Annotated in this window: 19 protein-coding genes; 4 read left to right on the top strand and 15 right to left on the bottom strand. The window is 66.7% G+C overall.

What is annotated here, in order from left to right:
- Window positions 1-254: 254 nt before the first annotated feature.
- The 5 genes from sucD to RMO01_RS07230 form a co-directional block, all read right to left on the bottom strand.
- A complete protein-coding gene (gene sucD / locus RMO01_RS07250) occupies window positions 255-1,157 on the bottom strand; it encodes a succinate--CoA ligase subunit alpha (RefSeq protein WP_309628372.1) in 903 nt (300 codons plus the stop codon).
- A gap of 27 nt (window positions 1,158-1,184) precedes the next feature.
- Window positions 1,185-1,481, bottom strand: coding sequence for a hypothetical protein (locus RMO01_RS07245; RefSeq protein ID WP_309628371.1), 297 nt, complete (start codon window positions 1,479-1,481; stop codon window positions 1,185-1,187).
- A gap of 23 nt (window positions 1,482-1,504) precedes the next feature.
- Complete coding sequence (sucC, locus tag RMO01_RS07240) at window positions 1,505-2,695, bottom strand: ADP-forming succinate--CoA ligase subunit beta (RefSeq protein WP_309628370.1); 1,191 nt, start codon at window positions 2,693-2,695, stop codon at window positions 1,505-1,507.
- A 248-nt stretch (window positions 2,696-2,943) separates the two neighbouring features.
- Window positions 2,944-4,452: an MFS transporter gene (locus RMO01_RS07235; protein WP_309628369.1), complete on the bottom strand. Its 1,509-nt coding sequence runs from the start codon at window positions 4,450-4,452 to the stop codon at window positions 2,944-2,946.
- Between the two features lie 174 nt (window positions 4,453-4,626).
- A complete protein-coding gene (locus RMO01_RS07230) occupies window positions 4,627-6,834 on the bottom strand; it encodes a TonB-dependent receptor (protein WP_309628368.1) in 2,208 nt (735 codons plus the stop codon).
- A 180-nt stretch (window positions 6,835-7,014) separates the two neighbouring features.
- On the opposite strand from RMO01_RS07230, the gene RMO01_RS07225 reads away from it, so the two are divergent.
- Window positions 7,015-7,737 carry a TetR/AcrR family transcriptional regulator gene (locus tag RMO01_RS07225; RefSeq protein WP_309628367.1) on the top strand — a complete coding sequence of 241 codons (723 nt, stop codon included), beginning with the start codon at window positions 7,015-7,017 and terminating at the stop codon, window positions 7,735-7,737.
- Here the strand turns inward: RMO01_RS07225 and RMO01_RS07220 are convergent.
- Complete coding sequence (locus RMO01_RS07220) at window positions 7,734-8,264, bottom strand: DUF2306 domain-containing protein (protein ID WP_309628366.1); 531 nt, start codon at window positions 8,262-8,264, stop codon at window positions 7,734-7,736. The two genes, RMO01_RS07225 and RMO01_RS07220, sit on opposite strands and share 4 nt — an antisense overlap.
- Before the next feature lie 99 nt (window positions 8,265-8,363).
- Window positions 8,364-8,762, bottom strand: a complete 399-nt coding sequence (locus RMO01_RS07215) for a DUF2141 domain-containing protein (protein ID WP_309628365.1) — start codon at window positions 8,760-8,762, stop codon at window positions 8,364-8,366.
- Window positions 8,763-8,854: 92 nt separating this feature from the next.
- Here RMO01_RS07215 and RMO01_RS07210 point away from each other — a divergent pair, with 92 nt between their 5' ends.
- A complete protein-coding gene (locus RMO01_RS07210) occupies window positions 8,855-9,631 on the top strand; it encodes a LytTR family DNA-binding domain-containing protein (protein WP_309628364.1) in 777 nt (258 codons plus the stop codon).
- A 38-nt stretch (window positions 9,632-9,669) separates the two neighbouring features.
- Here the strand turns inward: RMO01_RS07210 and RMO01_RS07205 are convergent, their stop codons facing one another.
- Both RMO01_RS07205 and RMO01_RS07200 read right to left on the bottom strand, forming a co-directional pair.
- Entirely contained in the window at window positions 9,670-11,136 is a 1,467-nt protein-coding gene (locus RMO01_RS07205) for a carotenoid oxygenase family protein (protein WP_309628363.1), read from the bottom strand.
- Between the two features lie 25 nt (window positions 11,137-11,161).
- Window positions 11,162-11,575 (bottom strand): DUF2141 domain-containing protein, encoded by a 414-nt coding sequence (locus tag RMO01_RS07200; RefSeq protein WP_309628362.1) that lies wholly within the window; start codon window positions 11,573-11,575, stop codon window positions 11,162-11,164.
- 249 nt (window positions 11,576-11,824) lie between these two features.
- Between RMO01_RS07200 and RMO01_RS07195 the strand changes: the two genes are divergently transcribed.
- Complete coding sequence (locus tag RMO01_RS07195) at window positions 11,825-12,058, top strand: hypothetical protein (RefSeq protein ID WP_309628361.1); 234 nt, start codon at window positions 11,825-11,827, stop codon at window positions 12,056-12,058.
- Here RMO01_RS07195 and RMO01_RS07190 read toward each other — a convergent pair.
- Both RMO01_RS07190 and RMO01_RS07185 read right to left on the bottom strand, forming a co-directional pair.
- A complete protein-coding gene (locus RMO01_RS07190) occupies window positions 12,055-12,465 on the bottom strand; it encodes a DUF1801 domain-containing protein (RefSeq protein WP_309628360.1) in 411 nt (136 codons plus the stop codon). The genes RMO01_RS07195 and RMO01_RS07190 overlap by 4 nt on opposite strands.
- Complete coding sequence (locus RMO01_RS07185) at window positions 12,465-12,869, bottom strand: DUF1801 domain-containing protein (RefSeq protein WP_309628359.1); 405 nt, start codon at window positions 12,867-12,869, stop codon at window positions 12,465-12,467. The genes RMO01_RS07190 and RMO01_RS07185 overlap by 1 nt, the downstream gene beginning before the upstream one ends.
- 318 nt (window positions 12,870-13,187) lie before the next feature.
- Between RMO01_RS07185 and RMO01_RS07180 the strand changes: the two genes are divergently transcribed.
- Window positions 13,188-14,351, top strand: coding sequence for a zinc-dependent alcohol dehydrogenase (locus RMO01_RS07180; protein ID WP_309628358.1), 1,164 nt, complete (start codon window positions 13,188-13,190; stop codon window positions 14,349-14,351).
- A gap of 203 nt (window positions 14,352-14,554) precedes the next feature.
- Here the strand turns inward: RMO01_RS07180 and RMO01_RS07175 are convergent, their stop codons facing one another.
- The 4 genes from RMO01_RS07175 to RMO01_RS07160 form a co-directional block, all read right to left on the bottom strand.
- The gene (locus RMO01_RS07175) at window positions 14,555-15,124 is read right to left on the bottom strand and encodes a hypothetical protein (RefSeq protein WP_309628357.1); all 570 of its coding nucleotides are present in this window, start codon (window positions 15,122-15,124) and stop codon (window positions 14,555-14,557) included.
- Window positions 15,121-16,167, bottom strand: coding sequence for a hypothetical protein (locus tag RMO01_RS07170; RefSeq protein WP_309628356.1), 1,047 nt, complete (start codon window positions 16,165-16,167; stop codon window positions 15,121-15,123). Before RMO01_RS07170 ends, RMO01_RS07175 begins: the two co-directional genes overlap by 4 nt.
- Window positions 16,168-16,328: 161 nt before the next feature.
- On the bottom strand, window positions 16,329-18,914 hold the full coding sequence (gene clpB, locus RMO01_RS07165) for an ATP-dependent chaperone ClpB (protein WP_309628355.1): 2,586 nt from the start codon (window positions 18,912-18,914) through the stop codon (window positions 16,329-16,331).
- Window positions 18,915-19,040: 126 nt separating this feature from the next.
- On the bottom strand, window positions 19,041-21,336 hold a 2,296-nt coding region (locus RMO01_RS07160; protein ID WP_309628354.1), incomplete at its 5' end, for a TonB-dependent receptor domain-containing protein.

Here is a 21,336-nt window from a genome sequence, read left to right as displayed (position 1 = left end):
CTGTGTTTCCTTATGGGTCATGACCGAACCGGGGCGAATGGCGAAGAAATTGGCTGAAACGCCAAAGAAAAACGCCCCCGGCACGAACCGGAGGCGTCTTCGATGTCATTTCGCCGCACGAACGATGCCCAAAACGCCGGATCGCGCTCAAGCAGAGAGGCGGAGCCTGTCCTCCGGCCGATCGAAGATCGGACCGGGGGGCGAGCCGAGTGTTAGCGCGGCGCTTCGCAGGAACGCTCGCTGAAGGGGTTTGTTTAGCCCTTCAGCACTTCGACCAAAGTCTTGCCGAGGCGAGCCGGCGATTCCGACATGCGGATGCCGGCGGCTTGCATGGCGGCGATCTTGGATTCCGCATCGCCCTTGCCGCCCGAGACGACAGCGCCGGCGTGACCCATGGTGCGGCCCTTCGGAGCGGTACGGCCCGCGATGAAGCCGGCCATCGGCTTCTTGCGGCCCTTCTTGGCTTCGTCGATCAGGAACTGGGCGGCGTCTTCTTCCGCGCCGCCGCCGATCTCGCCGATCATGATGATCGAGGTGGTTTCCGGGTCGGCCAGGAAGAGCTCCAGCATGTCGATGAACTCGGTGCCCTTGACTGGGTCGCCGCCGATGCCGACGGCCGTGGTCTGGCCCAGGCCTTCATTGGTCGTCTGGAACACGGCCTCGTAGGTCAGGGTGCCCGAGCGCGAGACGATGCCGACCGAGCCCTTCTTGAAGATCGAGCCCGGCATGATGCCGATCTTGCATTCGTCGGGCGTCAGGATGCCGGGGCAGTTCGGACCCAGCAGTCGCGACTTCGAGTCTTCGAGGCGGCGTTTGACCTTGACCATGTCCAGCACCGGAATGCCTTCGGTGATGCAGGTGATGAAGGGGATCTCGGCCTCGATGGCCTCGATAATGGCGGCCGCCGCTCCCGCCGGCGGGACGTAGATCACCGAGGCGTCGGCGCCCGTGGCCTCCTTCGCTTCCGCGACCGACGCGTAGATCGGCAGGGTCTCCCCGTGCGAGCCGGTCCAGGTCTGGCCGCCCTTGGTCGGGTGCACGCCGCCGACCATCTGGGTGCCGTGATAGGCCAGGGCCTGTTCCGTGTGGAATCCGCCCGTCTTGCCGGTCAGGCCCTGGACGATGATCTTGGTGTTCTTGTCGACGAGGATGGACATGTTCAGACTTTCAATCGCATCGTTAATTTATTCAGTGCGGCGTTCGATGGGTTGAAAAAGGGTGCGTGCATTCCACTTGCCTCGCTTCTCAGCCCAGCCCTCGTTGTCACTCAGATCCGCAGGGTCTTCTTCCCAAGTATCTTTGGACCAGAAGGTGCACACCCAGTCCGCCTTGCCGTTGTCGTCGCGAACACCCCATTCCAACAACCACATGAACTCATACTGGGCTGCCAGCGCATCCCAACCATCCAGAGCAGCGTCTTTTGACTCGTAGTCGCTCCAAGCAGGTGGAACGGTAAAATCGCTGTTGCTCGTATACTCCACCCGAAATCGTGGAAACGACGGCATCACCCCACCGCCGCGACGATCTTCTGGGCGGCGTCGTCGAGGTCGTCGGCGGCCTGGATGGTCAGGCCCGACTCGTTGAGGATTTTCTTGCCCAGCTCGGCGTTGGTGCCTTCGAGGCGGACGACCAGCGGCACCTTCAGCCCGACTTCCTTCACGGCCGCGACCACGCCCTCGGCGATGACGTCGCACTTCATGATGCCGCCGAAGATGTTGACCAGGATGCCCTGGACGGCCGGGTCGGCGGTGATGATCTTGAAGGCCGCCGCGACCTTCTCCTTGCCCGCGCCGCCGCCGACGTCGCAGAAGTTGGCCGGCTCCTTGCCGTACAGTTTGATGATGTCCATCGTCGCCATGGCCAGGCCGGCGCCGTTGACCATGCAGCCGATGTTGCCGTCGAGCGCGACATAGGCGAGGTCCCACTCGGAGGCCTCGATCTCCTTGGCGTCTTCTTCGGTTTCGTCGCGCAGCAGCTTGATGTCGTCGTGGCGGAACAGGGCGTTGCCGTCGAAGCTGACCTTGGCGTCCAGCACGCGCAGGCGGCCGTTGGTCATGACGATCAGGGGGTTCACCTCCAGCATCGACATGTCGGTCTCGATGAAGGCCTTGTAGAGGATCGGGAACAGGCTCTTGCCGTCCTCGGCCGCCGCGCCGTCCAGCTTGAAGGCGGCGTTGATCTTCGCCACGTCGGCGTCGGTCACGCCCGTGGCCGGGTCGATGGCGATGGTCTGGATCTTCTCGGGCGTGTCGTGGGCGACGGCCTCGATGTCCATGCCGCCCTCGGTCGAGACGACGAAGGCGACGCGGCCGACTTCACGATCGACCAGCAGCGAGCAGTAAAGTTCGCGGTCGATGTCGGCGCCGTCCTCGATATAGAGGCGGTTGACCTGCTTGCCGGCGTCGCCGGTCTGGGCGGTCACCAGGGTGTTGCCGAGCATCTCTTTCGCGTTGGCCACGACCTCTTCGATCGAGCGGGCCAGGCGGACGCCGCCCTTGGCGTCGGGACCCAGTTCCTTGAACTTGCCCTTGCCGCGCCCGCCGGCGTGGATCTGGCTCTTCACGACATAGAGCGGACCCGGCAGCGAGCGCGCCGCAGCCTCGGCCTGATCGGCGGAGGTGATGGCCACGCCCTCGGCGACCGGCGCGCCAAAGCCCTTCAGGACCTGCTTGCCCTGATATTCGTGAATGTTCATGGGGAGACCGCCGCGATCGCTGGGAAGGATTGGCCGCGCTTATAGGCGGGCCGCCTTCGCAGGCGCAACCGTCTCGGACCGCCGCGCCGCCCGCGACGACGGCTGGACGGCCGTCTCTGCCGTTTCAGACTGCGGTTTTCGCCGCCTTTGCGACGTTTGCCGTAGCCGAAATCGCCGGAAACTGCGGTCCATGCGTAGTCGAAATCACCGGGATTGGCCGGGAATGCGTAGCCGAAATCGCCGGCGAACTAGTCGATCCAGTCGCGCTTCAGGGTCTTTGAGGCGCCGATCAGCAGCACCGCCGCCAGCAAATAGAAGCCCATGCCGGTGTAGATGGCCCAGCGCAGGCTCTCCTCCCCGAACCGCGGAGCCAGCAGGTCGCTCATCCAGCCGAAATAGAAGAAGCCGACCGCGATCCCGAGCAGATTGTTGATCAGCAGGAACAGGGCCGAGGCGGTCGAGCGCATCGGCGCCGGGACCAGATGCTGGATCGAGGCGGTGATCGGACCCAGCCAGGCCAGGTTCAGGCCGGTGGGAATGATGAAGATCAGGAAGGCCAGGATCAGTTGCTGGGCGTTGGTGCCGCCGCCCGGGATGACCAGGCCGATCAGCCAGGGTGAATTCATGGCCAGGATGAACATCGGGGCCGAGATCAGGAAGGCGATGGCGGGCGTCAGAGGATAGGCTCCCTTGCCGCGCTTCGACAGCTTGTCGGCGATGGCCCCGCCGGCCCAGATGCCCAGCACGCCGCCGATCAGGGCGATCCCGGCGTAGTACCAGCTGGTCTGGGACAGGGTCAGGCCGAAGCTGCGCATGAAGAACAGCGGCAGCCAGCCGGCGACGCCGTATCCGCACACCGAGGACGAGGCCGCGCCCAGCGCCAGCAGCCAGAAGCTGGGTTTGGGAATGACGGCCGAAGCGGTGCGGCGCGCGATGGTCAGCGATATCCCGATGACCGTGGCCAGCAGGCCGCCGAAGGCCAGCACCAGGGCGTTGCCGAGCTGGAGGCCGGCGAAATGATTCAGGGCCGCCAGGATCAGACAGCCGGCGCCGAGGCCAAGCATGATCAGAGCGGCGATGGCGCCGGATCGGCCGGAGCCGACCACGGGCGCGGCGGCGATGGCGGCCAGCTCGGCCTCGGTCTTGATCGTGTCGGTGCCACCCCGGGTGGGATTCCGCACCGTGAAAAGAAGCACGGGGGCCAGCAGCACGCCGACCAGGCCGACCACGATGAAGGCCGTGCGCCAGCCATAGGTCGCCGCCAACAGGCCGCCCACCAGAGTGCCCGCCGCCGTACCCAGCGGAATGCCGAAGGCGAAGGCCGCCAGCGCCCGGGCCCGCTGATGCGGCGGGAAATAGTCGGCGACGAGGGAATAGGCCGGGGCCACTCCGCCTGCCTCGCCCACGCCCACGCCCATGCGGAACAGGAACAACTGGGTGAACGAGGTGGCCACGCCGCACAGGGCGGTGAAGCCGCTCCAGACCGCCAGCGCCCCCGTCATGATCCAGACCCGGCTGTAGCGGTCCGCCAGCCAGGCCAGCGGAATGGCCAGGGTCGAATAGACCGACGCGAAGGCGATGCCGCCCAGCAGGCCGAACTGGCTGTCCGACAGGCCGAACTCCGCCTTCAGCGGCGCGGCCAGGATGCCGATGATCTGCCGGTCCAGGAAGTTCAGCATGTAGACCAGGATCAGGACCGCCAGCACGTAGTAGCGATAGCCGGGCTTCGCCGGGACTGCTGCGACCGTATCCGTCATCTGGGTCTCCTCTGGACTCTCGTTCCTTGCCTGGACCGTAGGGCCAGATCAGGAAAAGTGTGAAGCGGTTTTCCGCCCGGATCAGGCCTCGTCGACATGAGAGCCGGCACAGGCTGCAAAAGAAAAAGGGCGGCGGCTCTGTCGAACCGCCGCCCCAGTCAGGTCGTGCGTGGATCAGTACCGGACGGTCACCGACGCCGAGAAGGTGCGCGGCGGGCCGTAGAAGGCCGAGATCGAGTTGTTGAAGGTGGCGCCGGCGAAGTTGTAGCCGCCGACCTTGTATTCCTCATCCGTCAGGTTCTTGCCGGTCAGGGCGACCTGCCAGTGGCCGCTCGGAGCGGTCCAGATCGCGGCCAGGTCGACCAGGGTGTAGGCGTCCTGGTCGAGGATCGGATCCGGCGCGTCGAACAGATGGTAATCCGAGCGGTAGGAGATCGACGGGGTGATGTTCAGCTCGCCGCCTGCCAGATCCCCCGACCAGGTCACGCCCCAGAAGGCCGACCATTCCGGAGAGTTCTGCGGCTCGCGGGTGTTCGAGATATCGACCGGCGTACCGGTGATCCGGGTGATGAACTGATCGAACTCATTTTTCAGGTACCCGACCGAGAAGTTCGAGGTCAGGTTGTCCGTCATGAAGGCGCGGCCTTCGAATTCAAAGCCGTAGATGGTCGAGGCGCCGGCGTTGTCGACGACCGAGGCCACGCCGACGGCCGGCAGCGTCGCCACCTGCTGGGTCGTGATCTGCTGATCCGTGTAGTCCGAATAGAAGGCCGCCGAGGCGAACGACAGGCGGTCGTTGAACGCGGTGCCTTTCAGGCCCAGCTCATAGGTGGTGACGGTCTCGGGCTGGTAGCCGTTGACGGTCGAGGGCACCAGGGCCGCGTCGCCGCGCATGTCCCAGCCGCCGGACTTGAAGCCCTGGCTGATCGAGGCGTAGCCGGTCAGTTCTTCGGTCAGATCGTAGGAGACGCTGACCCGCGGCGTGAACTTCTCGAAGGTGTCGTCGGCCAGATAGTTGGTGCGGGTGGCGAAGATGGCCCGGGCCGTCCCGCCGGTCAGCGGCGAGCGGGCCGCGCCGAGGTAGAAGAAGCGCTGGACGCCGGCGTCCTTCTTGTCCTGGGTGTAGCGACCGCCGATCGAGGCGTGCAGGCGATCCGAGAAGTCGTAGCTGAAGTCGGCATAGGCCGAGAACGACTCGGTGTTCACATAGCCGGCCGCGGCGATGGCCAGACCCAGGTTGCCGGCGATGGTGTCGAACACGCCCGAGGACTCGCCGTCGAGGTAGAACAGGCCGGCGACGCCGGACCAGTTGTCGCCCTGCATCAGGGCCTGGAACTCCTGGGTGAACTGTTCGTCGGCGTAGACGGCCGGAACGTCCAGGAACGGCAGGGGCGTCTGGTCGAAGTCGATGACGGTGGCGGTGTCGCCGCTGCGCCAGGCCGAGATCGACTTCAGGGTCAGCATGTCATTGACGGTGTATTCGACCGTGACGGACGTGCCCTGGGTCTCGACTTCCTGGTTGCCCCGGATGCCGGCGTTGGTGTCGTAGATTCCGGCCGGAGGCGTGAAGCCGCCGGTGGTCGAGTTGACCTCGCGGTGGCCGTGACGCGGAGCCGAGTCATCCTCGACGCGATCCCAGGCGAAGCGCACGAACAGCTGGTCGGTGGGTGTCCACTCGGCGCTGGCGCGATAGGCGGTGACGTCCTTGTCGTACTGCTCTTCGCCGGTGAACAGGTTCGTACCGAAGCCGTCACGGTCGTATTTGGCGAAGGCGCCGCCGACGGCGAAGGTGTCGCCCAGCGGGAGTGTGGCCGAAACCAGGGCGTCACGCTGGTTATAGCTGCCGAGGGTGCCGCGACCCATGAACTCGAACTCGTCGCCGAGGCGCTTGGTCACGTATTTGATCGCGCCGCCGATCGTGTTGCGGCCGTAGAGGGTGCCTTGCGGACCGCGCAGAACCTCGATGCGGTTCACGTCGAAGATGTCGAGCACGGCGCCTTGCGGGCGGGCGACATAGACGTCGTCGATATAGAGGCCCACGCCCGGCTCGAAGCCCCACAGCGGGTCCTGCTGGCCGACGCCGCGGATGAAGCTGATCAGGGTCGAGTTCGAACCGCGGGCGATCTGGACAGTGGCGTTCGGCGTCTGCTGCTGCAAGGCGGTGATGTCGGTGGCGCCCGTGTTTTCCAGCTGTTCGGCCGACAGGGCCGAGACGGCGACCGGGACGTCCTTCAGTTGTTCGTCGCGACGACGGGCGGTGACGACGACGTCGTCCAGCGCGGTCTGTTCGTCCTGCGGTCCGGCGTCCTGCGCCATGACCATCGACGAGGCGGCGCTCCACGCGGCCCCGGCCAGCAGCACGCTCTTCATGAGTCTGTTCATGCGAAACCCTCTTCCAATGATGTTTCCAGCCGTCGACGCTTTTATTCAGCGTTCGATGATTTTCCGAGAAACTGACGACCTTTGGCCCCGGTGTCAAACGGCAGCGCTTCCCCGACCACACGTGGCGGTCCGTCTGTGGCGCCGTTGCACCGAAACGCTTTTTCGTGACTAGCTTGGCGGATGAGCAAGCTGGACGTTCCACCGCCCGTTCCCGCCGCGCCCGCAAAACGCGGCCGGCCGCCCAAGGTGAAGGCGGAGGGCGTGGGCGGCGACACCCGCGAATCTATTCTGGATGCGGCCGAGGACCTGTTTTCGAAGCACGGCTTCTATGGCGTGACCATTCGCGAAGTGGCGCGCGAGGCCGGTGTGGATACGGCCCTGGTCCATTACTATTTCGGGGCCAAGCGGGATCTGTTCGACGCTGTCTTCCTGCGCCGGGCCGAGGTGTGGAACAACGAACGGGTCGAGGCGATCAACCGGTATGCCCTGGCCAATGGGGAGTCGATGACGCTGGAGGGACTGCTGCGCGCCTTCCTCGAGCCGCCATTCCAGTGGTCGCTGAAAGGCGGTCCCGGCTGGAAGCACTATTCGGCCCTCGTCGCCCAGACCAACGCCAACCCGACCTTCGGCGGCGAGACCATGGCCCGCTACTTCGACCCGGCGATCCGGCGACTGATCGAACTCGTCAAGGTCGTCCTGCCCGACGCCCGCGAGGTCGATCTCTACTGGGCCTATCACAACCTGTCGGGAGCCCTGACCCTGACGCTGGGCGAGACCGGGCGTCTGGACCGGCTGTCCGGCGGGCTGTGCCGATCGGGCGACCTGGAGACCGCCTGCGACTACATGGTTCGCTTCGCTTCGGCGGGGTTCCGCGCGGTGTGTCCCGCCGAAGCGAAGGCCTAGCCCAGGAACACCCGCCACATCAGCCGGCCGGGAAAGAGCGTCAGCAACCCTGCGATCACCAGGGCTCCGACGAAGAGGCCGGTCATCCGTCCCCGGTGTTTGACGACCTCGTGACGTCGCGCGGCATGGACGGCCATCGGCAGGATGACGACGGTCCAGCCGCTCAGGAGATGGACCAGCGAGAGAGCGCCGCCGTTCAGCTCGCGCACGAAGAACGAACTGATCGCTACCGTCGCCATGGCCAGGACCCAACCCCACCCCAGTGTCCGGTGCAGGCGGGTTGCCTTGATTCCGGCCAGCAGGATCAGGCCGATCACCAGGGCGAGGAGCGCCGCCGCGATATGGACCTGCAGCACGGGGGTCTGGCGGGCCAGAAGCGCCCAGTCCGGCGCGTGAGGCTGGAACGGCAGCCCGCCTTGTGGCCCTGCCACAAACAGGAACCAGGCCAGCGCCCCGGCCGCAATCACGGGCGGCGCGAGCAGGAACAGACGATGGGTCTGCGACAGTGGCGGTTGAACCTGGGTCACGGCGGTGGCTCCCTGAAAAACGAGTCACCGTCTCGCTCCAAAGCCCGGACCGACAGCGCCGGTTCGCCAGCCGACGCCTGCGCTTCGCGAACGAACGCCTCAGTGCAGCCGGAACGCCTGGGTCGCACCCGCCGCCGGCAGATCGAAGGCCGCCCGGCCGAAGGGCGGCGGCCCGAACCGGCCACGCGCGTCGTTGGAGAAACCGTAGGCCTCGCGGGGCAGACCGATGGGCCACAGGGTCAGGTCGCCGTTTCCGTCCGTGTCGTGGAAGGCCGCGACCGCATATCGGCCCGGCGCCAGGCCTGTGATGGTCAGGGAGGTGACCGCGCCGGTCCGCGGGACCATGCGGCTCGCGACCGGCCCTTCGCCGCGCCGAAAGGCCTCGGCGTCGCGATAGACGGCGACCGCGATCCGCCCGCCCGAGCCCCGCGTCGACAGGTTCAGGACCAGATCGGCGGCGGTTGCAGCCGAGGCCGAACCGGTGAGAAATATCGCCAAGGCGCCAGCCCGGATTGCCAACTTCATCAAAGCACCCTTTGGTCCGCGAAAGTCCGATCCACAGTCAACGCGCCGGAGCGCTTCGTCCACCCATGACCGCGACCGCCTTGCCATTGCGTCCGAACCGACCGGCCACACTGGGTCTGTTCCGCGGCCTGCTCATCGCGGCGGCTGCGGGCGTCGTCCTGGCCGTGTCGGGCGCGTTCGGCATGATCGATGCGCCCCTGTGGCTCCGGCTTGTCTATTGGGTTCCGGTCATGCTGGCGGGCGCGCTTTGGGGTCAGGTCTGTTCGCGACTGATTGATCGCTGGATCGACATGGACGAACGGCCATGGCTGGCTGTCGCCGCGCTGACGGCCGCGATCACCGGACCGGTGTCTTTCATGGTCTGGTTCGTGACGGGGGTGGTGTTCGAGGGCGAGCCCTATCCCCTGTCGACCCTGCCTCTGATGGTCGGGCCGGTGCTGACCATCACGGCGGTGATGAGCGCGATCAACGTCTTCCTGTCCAGGGCACAGCCAGTCCAGACCCACGCCGGCTCCGCCGGTTCGGCCCCGGCCCGTTTTCCTGACCGGCTGCCGATGAAGCTGCGCGGCGCGGCGATCCGGGCCGTGCAGGCCGAGGATCACTACCTGCGCATCCACACCGACCGGGGCTCGGATCTGATCCTGATGCGGCTGTCCGACGCGCTGGAGGAGCTGGAGGGGCTGGAGGGATCCCAGACCCACCGCAGCTGGTGGGTGGCGAAGGACGCGGTTCGCGACGTGGCCCGGGGCGACGGTCGGGCGACCCTGACCCTGGACGGCGGCGTGACCGCGCCGGTCAGCCGCCGCTACGCCCGGGCCCTGCGCGAGGCCGGTTGGTACTGACTGGTCCGGCTATCGCGCGGGCGCGCTGCTTGAGCCCGTTACCCTCTCCAAGCCCCATGGAAGCCGGCAGGCAGGGCGACGTCGGCCCGCCAGGTCGCGACCGGCCCGCCCTCGACCGAGGCGACATCGAAGACGTGCAGTTCGGTGACACCCTCGGCCAGATTGATCGACGGGGCGACCAGCCAGGCGTCGCGTTCGGCGGTGGTTCCGGGCTTCGGCACGAAGACCGCCTCCTCCATGATCTGGTCGTCGCCGAAGCTGAAGGCGTGATTGCGGCCAGTCTTCCAGTCCTGCACCGCCAGACCGTTCGGCAGGGGGCGGCCGCCGCGCTCTCCGGCGACATGGACGGTCAGGCTGCGCTCGATCCCGGCGCGACGCGGATCGCCCTTCGGGAACTCCGCCGTCACCCCGGACGAGGTTAATTCGGCGCGCCCGTGCGGATGCAGGGTGACCAGTTTCAGCACGCTGGCCTCGCCCGGGACCGTGCCCCGGCCCGCGACCAGGACCCGTGCGCCCTCGATGGCGAAGGTGGCGTCCCGGTTGGTCGCGACGTCGAAGCGGATCGTGCCGTCGGCCTCTTCCCAGCCGTCACCGAGGTGGAAGAAGCTGAAGGTCTCCAGCTCATAGATCCGGGTCGAGGTCAGGTCGGCCTTGTCGACGACCAGCACCTGGGTTCCCAACTCCGGCTTCCAGGCGAACTGCGTCAGATAGGGCATGCCGGGGTGGTCGAAGACCCAGGGCTGGAGCACGAAGATCAGGTGACGCGCGGTCGCCGTGAAATCGTGCAGGTAGGAGGCGCGCGGCAGGCGCAGCACCTGTGCATCGATCAGCGCGCCCGAGGCCTGTAGATGCCAGACGATGACCTGATCGCCATTGGTGCCGACGTTCCAGATCGTGCCGTCGGGAGCATACCGGGGATGGGCCTGGAACGGCATGCCCTTCAGGTCGTCCCTCAGGCTGACGAACTGTTCCGTCGCGAGGGTCGCGGCGTCCATGCGCAGCGGCGAACCGCCCTCCCACAGGGCCCAGACCTTGTCGCCCGTGACCATGACGGCGGTATTGGCGGCGTTCGCATCGTCGTTGGAGCCGATCCGCGCCCGGCTGTCGCCTGCGGTGCCGAAGCCGGGGGTGACGACGGCGTTCAGCTCGGTCTCCGTCCGACGCTTGGGCGTGTCGGCGAAGCGGGCGGCGAGGGTGACGGCCCCGTCGGTCAGGGTGAACGACCGCATCAGGCCGTCGCCGTCGAACCAGTGGGTGGCGCTGCCGCCCGGGCGGCGGAACTTGCCGGGACCGTTGCGGAACAGGGTCCCCTCCAGCCCCGCCGGCGCCCGGCCGTGGACCAGCCGCATGGCGCGCGGCGCGATGTCGCCCTCGAGGTCGGCGGTGGCCAGGGCCCAGGGGGCGGCGACCTCCTGGGCGATCGCGGCGCGGACCATTTCGGGCGTGGCGACGGCGGCGGACAGGGCGGCGGCGCCCATCAGGAAATGGCGGCGGGAGGGGGTCATGTCGGGTCTCTTCGAACGGGGTGGGTTAGCGGATGCTGATCGTCTGGGCGGCGGCGCCGGAGACGCTGAACCTGGCGCGGTCCCAGCTGGCCGGACCCATGTTGCCGACGGCGTTGTTGGAGAAGGCAAAGGGCTCGGTCGGCATGCCGAAGGGGTTGGTGTCCATGCGGCCGTTGCCGTTGACGTCGTGGAAGGCCTTCACGCCATAGTCGCCGGCGGGCAGGCCCTCGAAGGTGACGCTGTGCTCGCCGGCGGCGACGTCGATGCGGGCGGCGCGGATCGGCTGGCCGCCCCCGTAGGTGGTCTCGTCGTAGAGGGCGACCATGACGGCGCCGGTCGAGGCGCCGGTGTCGAAGGTCAGGGCGAGGCTGGCGGGGTCCGAGGCCAGGGCGGGCGCGGCGGCCAAGAGGGCGATGGCGAAGGCGGCGGTGCGGATCATTGTGGTGTTCCTCTGGATAGCGGGAGGCCCGGCGGGTCTCGATGTCCCGACCCTCGGCCCGGCCCGGCCCGACCGCCAGCGGACTTGCGGCGACGGACGGCCCGGCTTCGTGAACGGCGGCGCGCGGTCACCCACGATGCGTGAACGAACACCTGCGAGCGGCCCCCTTCGCCAACGGACGGGTGGCGGGCGGAGCCGTTCGGGCGCAGGATGCGTTCCGGGGCTGACCGTCCACCCGGAGACCTGCCGATGACCGCGCGTATCCTCCTTTCGTCCCTGCTCCTCGCCGCCTCCCTGGCGGCCTGCGCCGGGCCGCCGCGTTCCCACCCGACCTATGGCCAGGAGCTGGACCGGCTGACCGCCGACTGCACGGCCCGGGGCGGCATCCTCGCCCCCATCTCCGGCGCCCAGTCGGGCCGGCCCCAGACCGACTACGTCTGCGAGATCCGGGGCGGGACCAGCCGGCTGACCCGCGGCAACTAGGCCTTCTTCGCCGGTTTCGTTCTCGCCGTGTTGTACGCGGCGGCGGCCTGAATCAGGGCGATGAAGGCCGCCTCATCGACCGTCTCGCCCTCCTTGAGGTCGATGGCGCGGCGGGCGCCGCCGCCGAAGCCGGCGTTGAACACACCCGTCGGGTCCGGCAGGGACGCGCCGGTCATGAAGGTCAGTTTGACGTAGGTCTTGTAGACCTCGCCGGTGCACAGGATGCCGTCGACCTCCCAGACCGGCACGCCGTTGGGGTTGGTCGGTTTGCGCCACTTCACCGTCTCGACCACCTGCGGCAGGGCGCGACGGATCAGGGCGCGAAGGTGGGACAGCTTCTGGCCGCGCCAGTCGCCGAGACCGGCCAGCTTTGCGTCGATCAGTTCGGTGGCTGCGGGTTCGGTCATCACATCTTCTCCCCGGGCAGGGCGGCGGCCTGGCGCATCCAGTCGGTCAGTTGCGCCTCGTCGAACTGGCCTTCCCGGATGTCGTGATAGCGGACGGCGCCGACCTTGGACGGGCCGGCGGGGACGGGCGTCATCTGCGTGCCCTGGAAGAAGCTGACCCGAACGTAATTCGTGTAGCAGTGCATGGACGCGAACCAGCGGCCCTCCTCCACGCCATACAGCGGCGTGTTCCATTTCACGGCCTTCAGGACGCCCGGAACGGTGGCGACGATCAGGGCGTCGAGGCGGCGGCAGATGTCCTGCTTCCAGCCCGGGACGGCGTCGAGATACGCCTGCACCGGCGCGTCGCCGAACCCCTTGGCGATCTGCGGATTGCCGCCGGAGAGGAGGACGGGTTCGGTCATCGGCGGCTCCTTGCTGTGTCGGCGTCGAAGGTGACTCCGAAATTGGAGTCCAGATAGTCCACTGAGTCCCATCGGGCGGACGGCAAAACACAGTCCGAAGCGTCCGTAGCGTCCGAAGCGTTCGGCAGCCTGAGACCGCGTGCAGGATACACCCGCCGGAACGGGCGCCGCACATAAAGCCCTTCGTCAGGGCCGCCTGTTGAAATCGCGGGCGGAATCCGGGCATCCGTTGACGGGTATGGACCTCTGTCTGGCGCCGGACAGTGGAACCGGGCCGCCGCCCCGGGCCTTCTTCCTCTTCACACCGAGGAGATCGACATGAAGGCGTTGTGCTGGCACGGCAAGGGCGACATCCGCTGCGAGACCGTGGACGACCCCGAGATCCAGGACGGCCGCGACGCCATCATCCGGGTCACCTCCTGCGCCATCTGCGGGTCTGACCTGCACCTGTACGGCGGCTTCGTGCCGGGCATGAAGTCCGGCGACGTCATGGGCCACGAGACGATGGGCGAGGTCGTCGCGGTCGGCAAGGACAACACGAAACTGAAGGTCGGCGACCGCGTCGTCGTGCCCTTCACCATCAGCTGCGGCGAGTGCGACTATTGCAAGCGCGGCCTGTTTTCCGTGTGTGAGCGGTCGAACCCGAACGGGGCCGAACAGGCCAAGATGATCGGCTATCCGACCGCGGGCCTCTATGGCTACACCCACACCTACGGCGGGATCCCGGGCGGCCAGGCCGAGTATCTGCGCGTCCCCTATGCCGACGTCGGGCCGATCAAGGTGCCGAACGGCCTGACCGACGACCAGGTCCTGTTCCTGTCCGACATCTTCCCGACCGGCTGGATGGCGGCCGAAAACGCCAACATCCAGCCCGGCCAGACCGTCCTCGTCTTCGGCTGCGGCCCCGTCGGCCAGTTCGCCATCCGCAGCGCCTTCATGATGGGCGCCGAACGCGTCATCGCCATCGACCAGGTCGAGGAGCGGCTGCGCCTCGCCGAGGCGTGCGGCGCCGAGACCATCGACTTCGCCGCCGTCGCGGGCGAGCTGCAGGACGAGATCATGGCCATGACGAACGGCGTCGGCCCCGACGCGGTGATTGAGGCCGTCGGCCTGGAAAGCCACGGCTCGGGCGGCATGCTGGAAAAGGTTCAGGAGACCGTCGCCGGCAAGATGGAGCGTCCCTACGCCCTGAACCAGGCCATCATCGCCTGCCGCCCCGGCGGCACGATCAGCCTGCCCGGCGTCTTCGTCGGCCCCGTGCCGGTGATGATGGGCGCCGTCGTCGGCAAGGGCCTGACCCTCAAGACCGGCCAGACCCATGTGCAGAAATACCTCGAACCCCTGATGCGCCGGATCGAGGAGGGCGAGATCGACCCGAGCTTCCTGATCACCCACAAGATCAAGCTGGAAGACGGCCCGGACGCCTACAAGATGTTCCAGGAAAAGAACGACGGCTGCATCAAGGTGGTCATCAACCCGTAAGGCCGGGAGCGCGACGGCGAGGAGACCAGAGGCTCCCGTGGAGACGCGGGGGCCTTTCGTCGGCTGAAGGATGTGATGACAGCCGCCTTGCACGAGGCGGCAGAGGGGCTGTTCGACGGACATCCACAAAATGTCGATCTTCGTGTGCGACGGGATGCAGGGCTGCTGCGTGTTGGGACTTGAGACGCTAGCGTGCCCCTCGACTAGTCTTTCCATTCCTTTGGTTTGACCGGTGGCTGCTTACGCAATCCAGCGGCGGCCATGTCAGCAATCTTGGAGGCGGCGATCTTTCGCTCTGCCTCTACAGCTTCCCGCTCCCCGCTCTCATCAACCAATTTTCGTTGAAGACAAACGATATCGAAGTCGCGCCAAACGACATAGGCCATCCTGGCTATACAGAGGCCGGAAAGAAAGCCAACGACAGCAGAGAACGCGATTTGGGCTGCCGGTAACAGATGCGAGACGCCTTGTATCCCAGCTGTGATGAGACCCACCGCAACCAAGAGCAGCAGTCCGTTGATTGCGACGATGACTGCGTATTCCTTCGTTAGCTCCACGATTGCCCGGGTTAGGCGTTTGCGTTCATCGATCGTGAGGCTTTTCCAATCGAGGGTCGGCATACCCCTATTGAGGCGCACGAAAACCGCTGCCGTGACGATCGAAAGGGCCGTAACGACAGATTGTAGGCCCCCGAGCATCTGCTCGAGCGGTACAAAAATACCGAAGAGCAGAGCTGACAAGCACGCGCCAACGATGGTGACCAGAAGGATCAAGCTGCAGGTATCTTTCCGTCGTCGACGAACCGCTGATACGTCACTTGAAGTTGGTCGGCGACGTTGTCGAAGTTAAGGAGATTGCTGGTGTCGGCTTCGATATCAAACGGCATTCGAGTTCTCAAAATCGCGTCGTCGTCCGAGACACGCCCGAATTTACCTTCAACTTGAACCATCGCGTCCGTGGTATCGGCTAGTTCGTTTGCCAGCTCTTTCATCACTTCGCGAGATCGTTCCGTCCTTCGCCCTTGCACTTTGAAGGTGGTTTCGGCGGACAAAAATTCTTCTGGCCCCATGCTCTCGACGAGCGACTCCGTCTTGGCTTTGCCGAAGACGACCTCGGCCAACGTTTTGGCCTGCTCAAACACAGCGTACTTCTCGGCGACCTTTCGCGAGGTAGCGACTGTTCGGTCCCGCTCAGGAGCGTCGTTTGGCACGATGGTGAGCTGCGGAACAGACTTGCCACTAATCCGCAGGCTCCGGACGTCGCCAATATCGCCCGCGACTTGCGCCTTGTCGAACTCCGCTTGGAAGTTCAGCGGAACATTCTGGCCCAGCGTGCCGGTCTGCTGCTTCAGCAACCAGTCCATATACTGTTTGAACAGGTCAGAGGTCATCGACTGCGTTTTGACGAATAGCACGTGGTCTCCGATTGCCAGCCAATAGGCCATGCCTCGCACAAACTGAGAACCCGCCGGAGCCGCGCGCTCGTCGAGGCCAAAAATCTCGGCGGTCGTAATATTGGAGAGCTGTACGGTCTGCGCCCTCAGTTGCAGGAGAGCTTGGAGCCCGTGGTTCTGGACCAAGCACATCTCGCCAAAGACGGCGCTTTCCAAGTCTGCGACCCGGTTCAACACGAGCTGACCGCCGTCGCCGCCACCCAAATCAAGCAGCCGGTCTTGTGCGCGCTCCCATAGCGACTGTCCTCCGTTAACAGCCTGTCCGAGGGCTTTCCGGCACGCGGATTCAAAAGTTTCTGGCCCGATATCGACGCCACCGGTGTTGAAGCGGCGGTAGTGAACCATGTGGTAGGCAGTGGGCATTCCATTCCCCTGTCCTCAGCGAGCGCTGAGTCTCTAAGATGTACAGGGAGCATGTCGCCTACCGAAGGTTTCGCCAAGACCGATGTTCTATCAGGAACAAAGATAGAACATTGATACGTCAGTTTCGGTCGTAGAGCCCGCGTGGTGAATAAAGCGGCGATCTAATGCACCCGCGCCTTCCCGATCTCCAGCCCGTCCGCCCCCGCTGACACGGCGATCACCGAGCCGTCCTCCAGCTCTCCCGCCAGCAGCTTCTTCGCCATCGGGTCGACGAGGTCCTTCTGGATCACGCGCTTCAGCGGGCGCGCGCCGTAGACGGGGTCGTAGCCCTTGTCCGCCAGCCAGGCGAGGGCGCCGTCGTCGATGGACAGGGTCAGGCGGCGGTCGGCCATCAGCTTTTCAAGGCGCTGAAGCTGGATGCGGACGATGCCGGCCATCTGGTCGCGGCCGAGGCGGCGGAACAGGATGATCTCGTCGATGCGGTTCAGGAATTCCGGGCGGAAGTGGGCGCGGACGGCCTCCATGACGAAGGGGCGCACGGCCTCGACGTCGTCGCCCTCGCCCTGGTTGGCCAAAGCTTCCGAACCCAGGTTGGAGGTCATGATGATCAGGGTGTTGCGGAAGTCGACGACGCGGCCCTGACCGTCGGTCAGGCGGCCGTCGTCCAGCACCTGGAGCAGGACGTTGAAGACATCGGGGTGGGCCTTTTCGACCTCGTCGAACAGGACGACCTGATAGGGGCGCCTACGGACAGCTTCTGTCAGGGCGCCGCCCTCGTCATAGCCGACATAGCCCGGAGGGGCGCCGATCAGGCGGGAGACGCTGTGCTTCTCCATGTACTCCGACATGTCCATCCGGGTGATGGCGGTCTCGTCGTCGAACAGGAAGGCGGCCAGGGCCTTGGTCAGCTCGGTCTTGCCGACGCCGGTCGGGCCGAGGAACAGGAAAGAGCCGAGCGGGCGGTTCGGGTCGTTGAGGCCCGCGCGGGCGCGGCGGACGGCGTCGGCGACGGCCTCCAGCGCCGCGTCCTGACCGACGACGCGGCCGCGCAGGGCGTCCTCCATCGACAGCAGTTTCTCGCGCTCGCCCTCCAGCATCTTGTCGACCGGAACGCCGGTCCAGCGGGAGACGACGGCGGCGATCTGTTGCGCGTCGACGACCTCGGGCGTGAGGGGCGAGGCGGTCTTTTCGTCGGCCTCGGCCTGGGCCAACTGCTTTTCAATTTGCGGGATCTGGCCGTAGGCGATCTCGGACGCGCGGCCGAGGTCGCCGTTGCGCTGGGCCGCAGCCAGTTCGGCGCGCAGGCGGTCGAGGGTCTCGCGCAACTGGGCGCCTTGCCCGACCTTGTCCTTCTCGGCCTTCCAGCGGGTCGTCAGTTCCTGGGACTCGATCTCGAGGTCGGAGATCTCGTCTTCCAGCTTTTCGAGCCGCTGGACCGAGGCGTTGTCGGTCTCCTTCTTCAGGGCCTCGCGCTCGATCTTCAGCTGGACCAGGCGGCGGTCGATTTCGTCGAGGGCTTCGGGCTTGGAGTCGACGGCCATGCGCACGCGGCTGCCGGCCTCGTCGATCAGGTCGATGGCCTTGTCGGGCAGGAAGCGGTCGGTGATGTAGCGGTTCGACAGGGTGGCGGCGGCGACGATGGCGCTGTCGGAAATGCGGACCCCGTGGTGGACCTCGTACTTCTCCTTCAGGCCGCGCAGGATGGAGACGGTGTCCTCGACCGACGGCTCGTCGACGAAGACGGGCTGGAAGCGGCGGGCGAGGGCGGCGTCCTTCTCGACGTGCTTGCGGTATTCGTCGAGGGTGGTGGCGCCGACGCAGTGCAACTCGCCGCGCGCGAGGGCGGGCTTCAGCAGGTTGGACGCGTCCATGGCGCCGTCGCCTTTGCCGGCGCCGACCAGGGTATGCATCTCGTCGATGAAGAGGATGATCTGGCCTTCGGCGGCCGTGACCTCGCCGAGCACGGCCTTCAGCCGCTCCTCGAACTCGCCACGGTATTTGGCGCCGGCGATCAGGGAGCCCATGTCGAGGCTCATGACGGTCTTGTCCTTGAGGCTCTCGGGCACGTCGCCGTTGACGATGCGCAGGGCCAGACCCTCGACGATGGCGGTCTTGCCGACGCCGGGCTCGCCGATCAGGACGGGGTTGTTCTTGGTGCGCCGGGCCAGGACCTGGATGGTGCGGCGGATCTCTTCATCCCGGCCGATGACGGGGTCGATCTTCTGGTCGCGCGCGGCCTGGGTCAGGTCGCGGGCGTAGCGTTTGAGGGCGTCGTAGCCGTCCTCGGCGGCGGCGCTGTCGGCCGTCTTGCCCTTCCTCACATCGGCGACGGCGGCGTCGAGCTTGTCGGCGGTGACCCCGGCGGACTTCAGCGCGTCGCCGGCGGGGCCGCCCTCGCGGGCGATGGCGGCGAGGATCCGTTCGGTGGTGACGAAGGCGTCGCCGCCCTTCTTCGCCGTCTCCTCGGCATTGGCGAAGACGCGGGCCGTGGCGCCGTCGAGATAGAGCTGGCTGGTCGCGCTCTCGACCTGGGGGCGTTTCTTGAGCAGGGCCTCGGCGCCGTCAGCGGCCTTCGCTGCGTCGCCGCCGGCGGCGGTGATCAGGTTGCGGGCCAGGCCGTCGCGCTCCTCCAGCAGCACCTTCAGGAGGTGCTCGGGGGCGAACTGCTGGTGCTTCCTGGCCAGGGCCAGCGACTGGGCGGACTGGACCGCCTGTTTGGCGCGGTCGGAATAGAGGTCGAGGTTCAAGGCGTATCCCCTTCAGAGGCGGAGTTCCGGCCGGCGCGCCCTCTGTGGCAAGCAACGCGCCGTCCGGTGCGACTGATCTGGGTGTGGCGAGGGGGCCACACAAGGGGCCGGTTTGAACCGGCGGGATCACCCGCCGGTGGTCGGGGCCGCAAAGTCGAATTGTTCCGGCCGCCGCTGTCCGCCGCCGAAATTCCAGGTCAGGCCGATGAAGGCCGCCCGGCCGCCGAACACCTGATCCGACCGGTCGGTGAAGGCCGGGGTGGCGATGGTCGTGGTGGCCCCGAAATCGTCGAACGCGTCCCGCACCGTCACATTGAGTGACCAGGAGGCGCTGAGCTTGCGGCGATAGCCGAGGTTGACCAGCGTCGACTGTTCGCGCGTGCCCTGGGCCAGCAGTTGCTCACCGCCCCAGACGCCCGACACCTGGAGGAAGTCCGCCTGGGTCGGCGTCCAGTTCAGGGTCAGCCGGCCGGAGACGCTTTCGCCCTCGCTGTCAGCAGTGCCGACCAGACCGGCGGCGTCGATCTCCTGACGGAAGACGTTGACGGTGGCGTTGTAGCGCAGGGTCGGATGCAGGGCGCCGCTGGCCACCAGCTCAAGGCCCGTCGAGGTGCTGGCCCCGAGATTCTCGGGCCGCGTCAGGAAGACGCCGCCGCCCAGATCGGTCGTGACCGGGGTGAAGGCGTCGCGCGTGTCACGGTAATAGAGGGTGGCCTGGTAGAAGGTCTGCTGCTGGCGATAACCCCAGATCAGCTCCAGCGCGTCCGTCTCCTGCGGCAGCAGGTCGGGATTGCCGGAGCGGCGGTTCAGATTGTCCTGATAGGTCAGGAAGGGGTTCAGGTCACCCGGACCCGGGCGCTGGATCCGGCGGCCATAGCTGGCCCGCAGGGTCTGGGTCTCGTCCAGCTGATACGACATATTCAGGGTCGGATAGGCGCGCAAATAGTCCTGTGACGACCGGAGACCGGTCGTGACCTGGTTCAGCTCGAGTTCGGCCTGTTCGAGGCGCAGACCGAACTGGGCGGTCAGCTTGTCTCCGAAGGGCCGTTCCAGGGTCGCATAGACGGCGTGCACCGTCTGATCGAGGCGAAACTCATTGGACACCACAGGGTCGGCGACCAGCATCGCCGGGGTGGCCCCGCGGGCAAAGAGATTGTCCTGATCGAGGGTCAGGGCCTGACGCTCATAGCCGAGTCGCAGCCGGCCGCCGTCGGCCATCGGCCGGACATAGGCGCTGGTGAAGCCGATCTGGTCCTGCCTGTTCTGGTTGCTCAGAAACTCGCTGAAGGGGGCCGCCACGGGGATGAGGCGGTCGGCAAGGGTGGCGAAGTCGATGCCGAAACGGTTGCGGTCATAGCGCAGCTCATTGGACCACTCATGGCCCGCCTCGTCGAAGCGGCGCAGGATGCGCGCGCTCGCGCCGGAGAACTGGCCCTGAAAGCCGCCGCCCGAGACACGGCGATAGGCCGAGGCGATGCCGCCGCCGGCCGCGTCGGCTTCATACAGGTCGATACTGTCGGCGAAGCTGTCGACGTCCGTGTGGCGCACGTCGCCCGTCAGCTGGGTCCTGGCGTCCAGATTGTGCTCGACCGCCAGGCGGACGAAGACGCTGTCGGAATCGCCCTCGACATTCTGGCTCTGACGGGCCTCGAGGAACCGGCCGGAACCGGCGTCAAACCGCGTCCGCAACCGCGTCAGCTCCTGCAGATAGGCGTCGTGGCGCACGCCGAAGTCGGCGGACAGGGTCGTCGGTCCATTTACATGCGAGAGGCTGCCGCCGACATTGTAGCGACCGCTGTCGCCGACATTGGCGCGCAGCGAGCCGGTCGTGGTCTGCCCCGGTCGCACCGTGGTCGGTTTGGAAATCAGATTGATGACGCCGCCCGAGCCCTCGGGGCTGTAGGCGGCGGACGGATTGGTCAGGATTTCGATACGGGCATACTGGGAGGCCGGGATCTGCTGAACCAACTGGCCCCGGCTGGGGCCGTTGAACTGGCTGGCGGGCCGACCGTCGACGAGGATGGTGACGTTGGGATCGCCGCGCAGGCTGACATTGCCGTCGGGATCGACCTCGACCGAGGGAATGTTGCGCAGCGCCTCGGCGAGGGTGCCGGTCTGGGCCTGCAGATCGTTGGCGAGGCTGTAGCTGGTGCCTTCGCTGGAGGTGCGGATGTCGTTGGGCCGGGCGGACACGACCACGTCATCGAGCGCCGCCGCCTCGGCGGGCTTTTCGCTATCCTCGGCCGGAGCCTCTTCCTGCGGCGTGGCGGCGGGTGCCGGCGGCGGGGTCTGGGTCGGGGCCTGGGCCCGGGCGGGAACCGCCGGCGCGGGCGTCTGGGCGAAGGCGGCGCCCGACGAGGTGGCCAGGGCGGTGCCGACGAGCAGCAGGAAACGGATGGAAGTCATGGCGTGCGCGGCGATG

The organism is Brevundimonas sp. (genome assembly GCF_031412435.1).
Classification (GTDB): domain Bacteria; phylum Pseudomonadota; class Alphaproteobacteria; order Caulobacterales; family Caulobacteraceae; genus Brevundimonas.
Note: the sequence above shows the minus strand (reverse complement) of the source record. Positions and strands in the feature narration are given on the sequence as shown.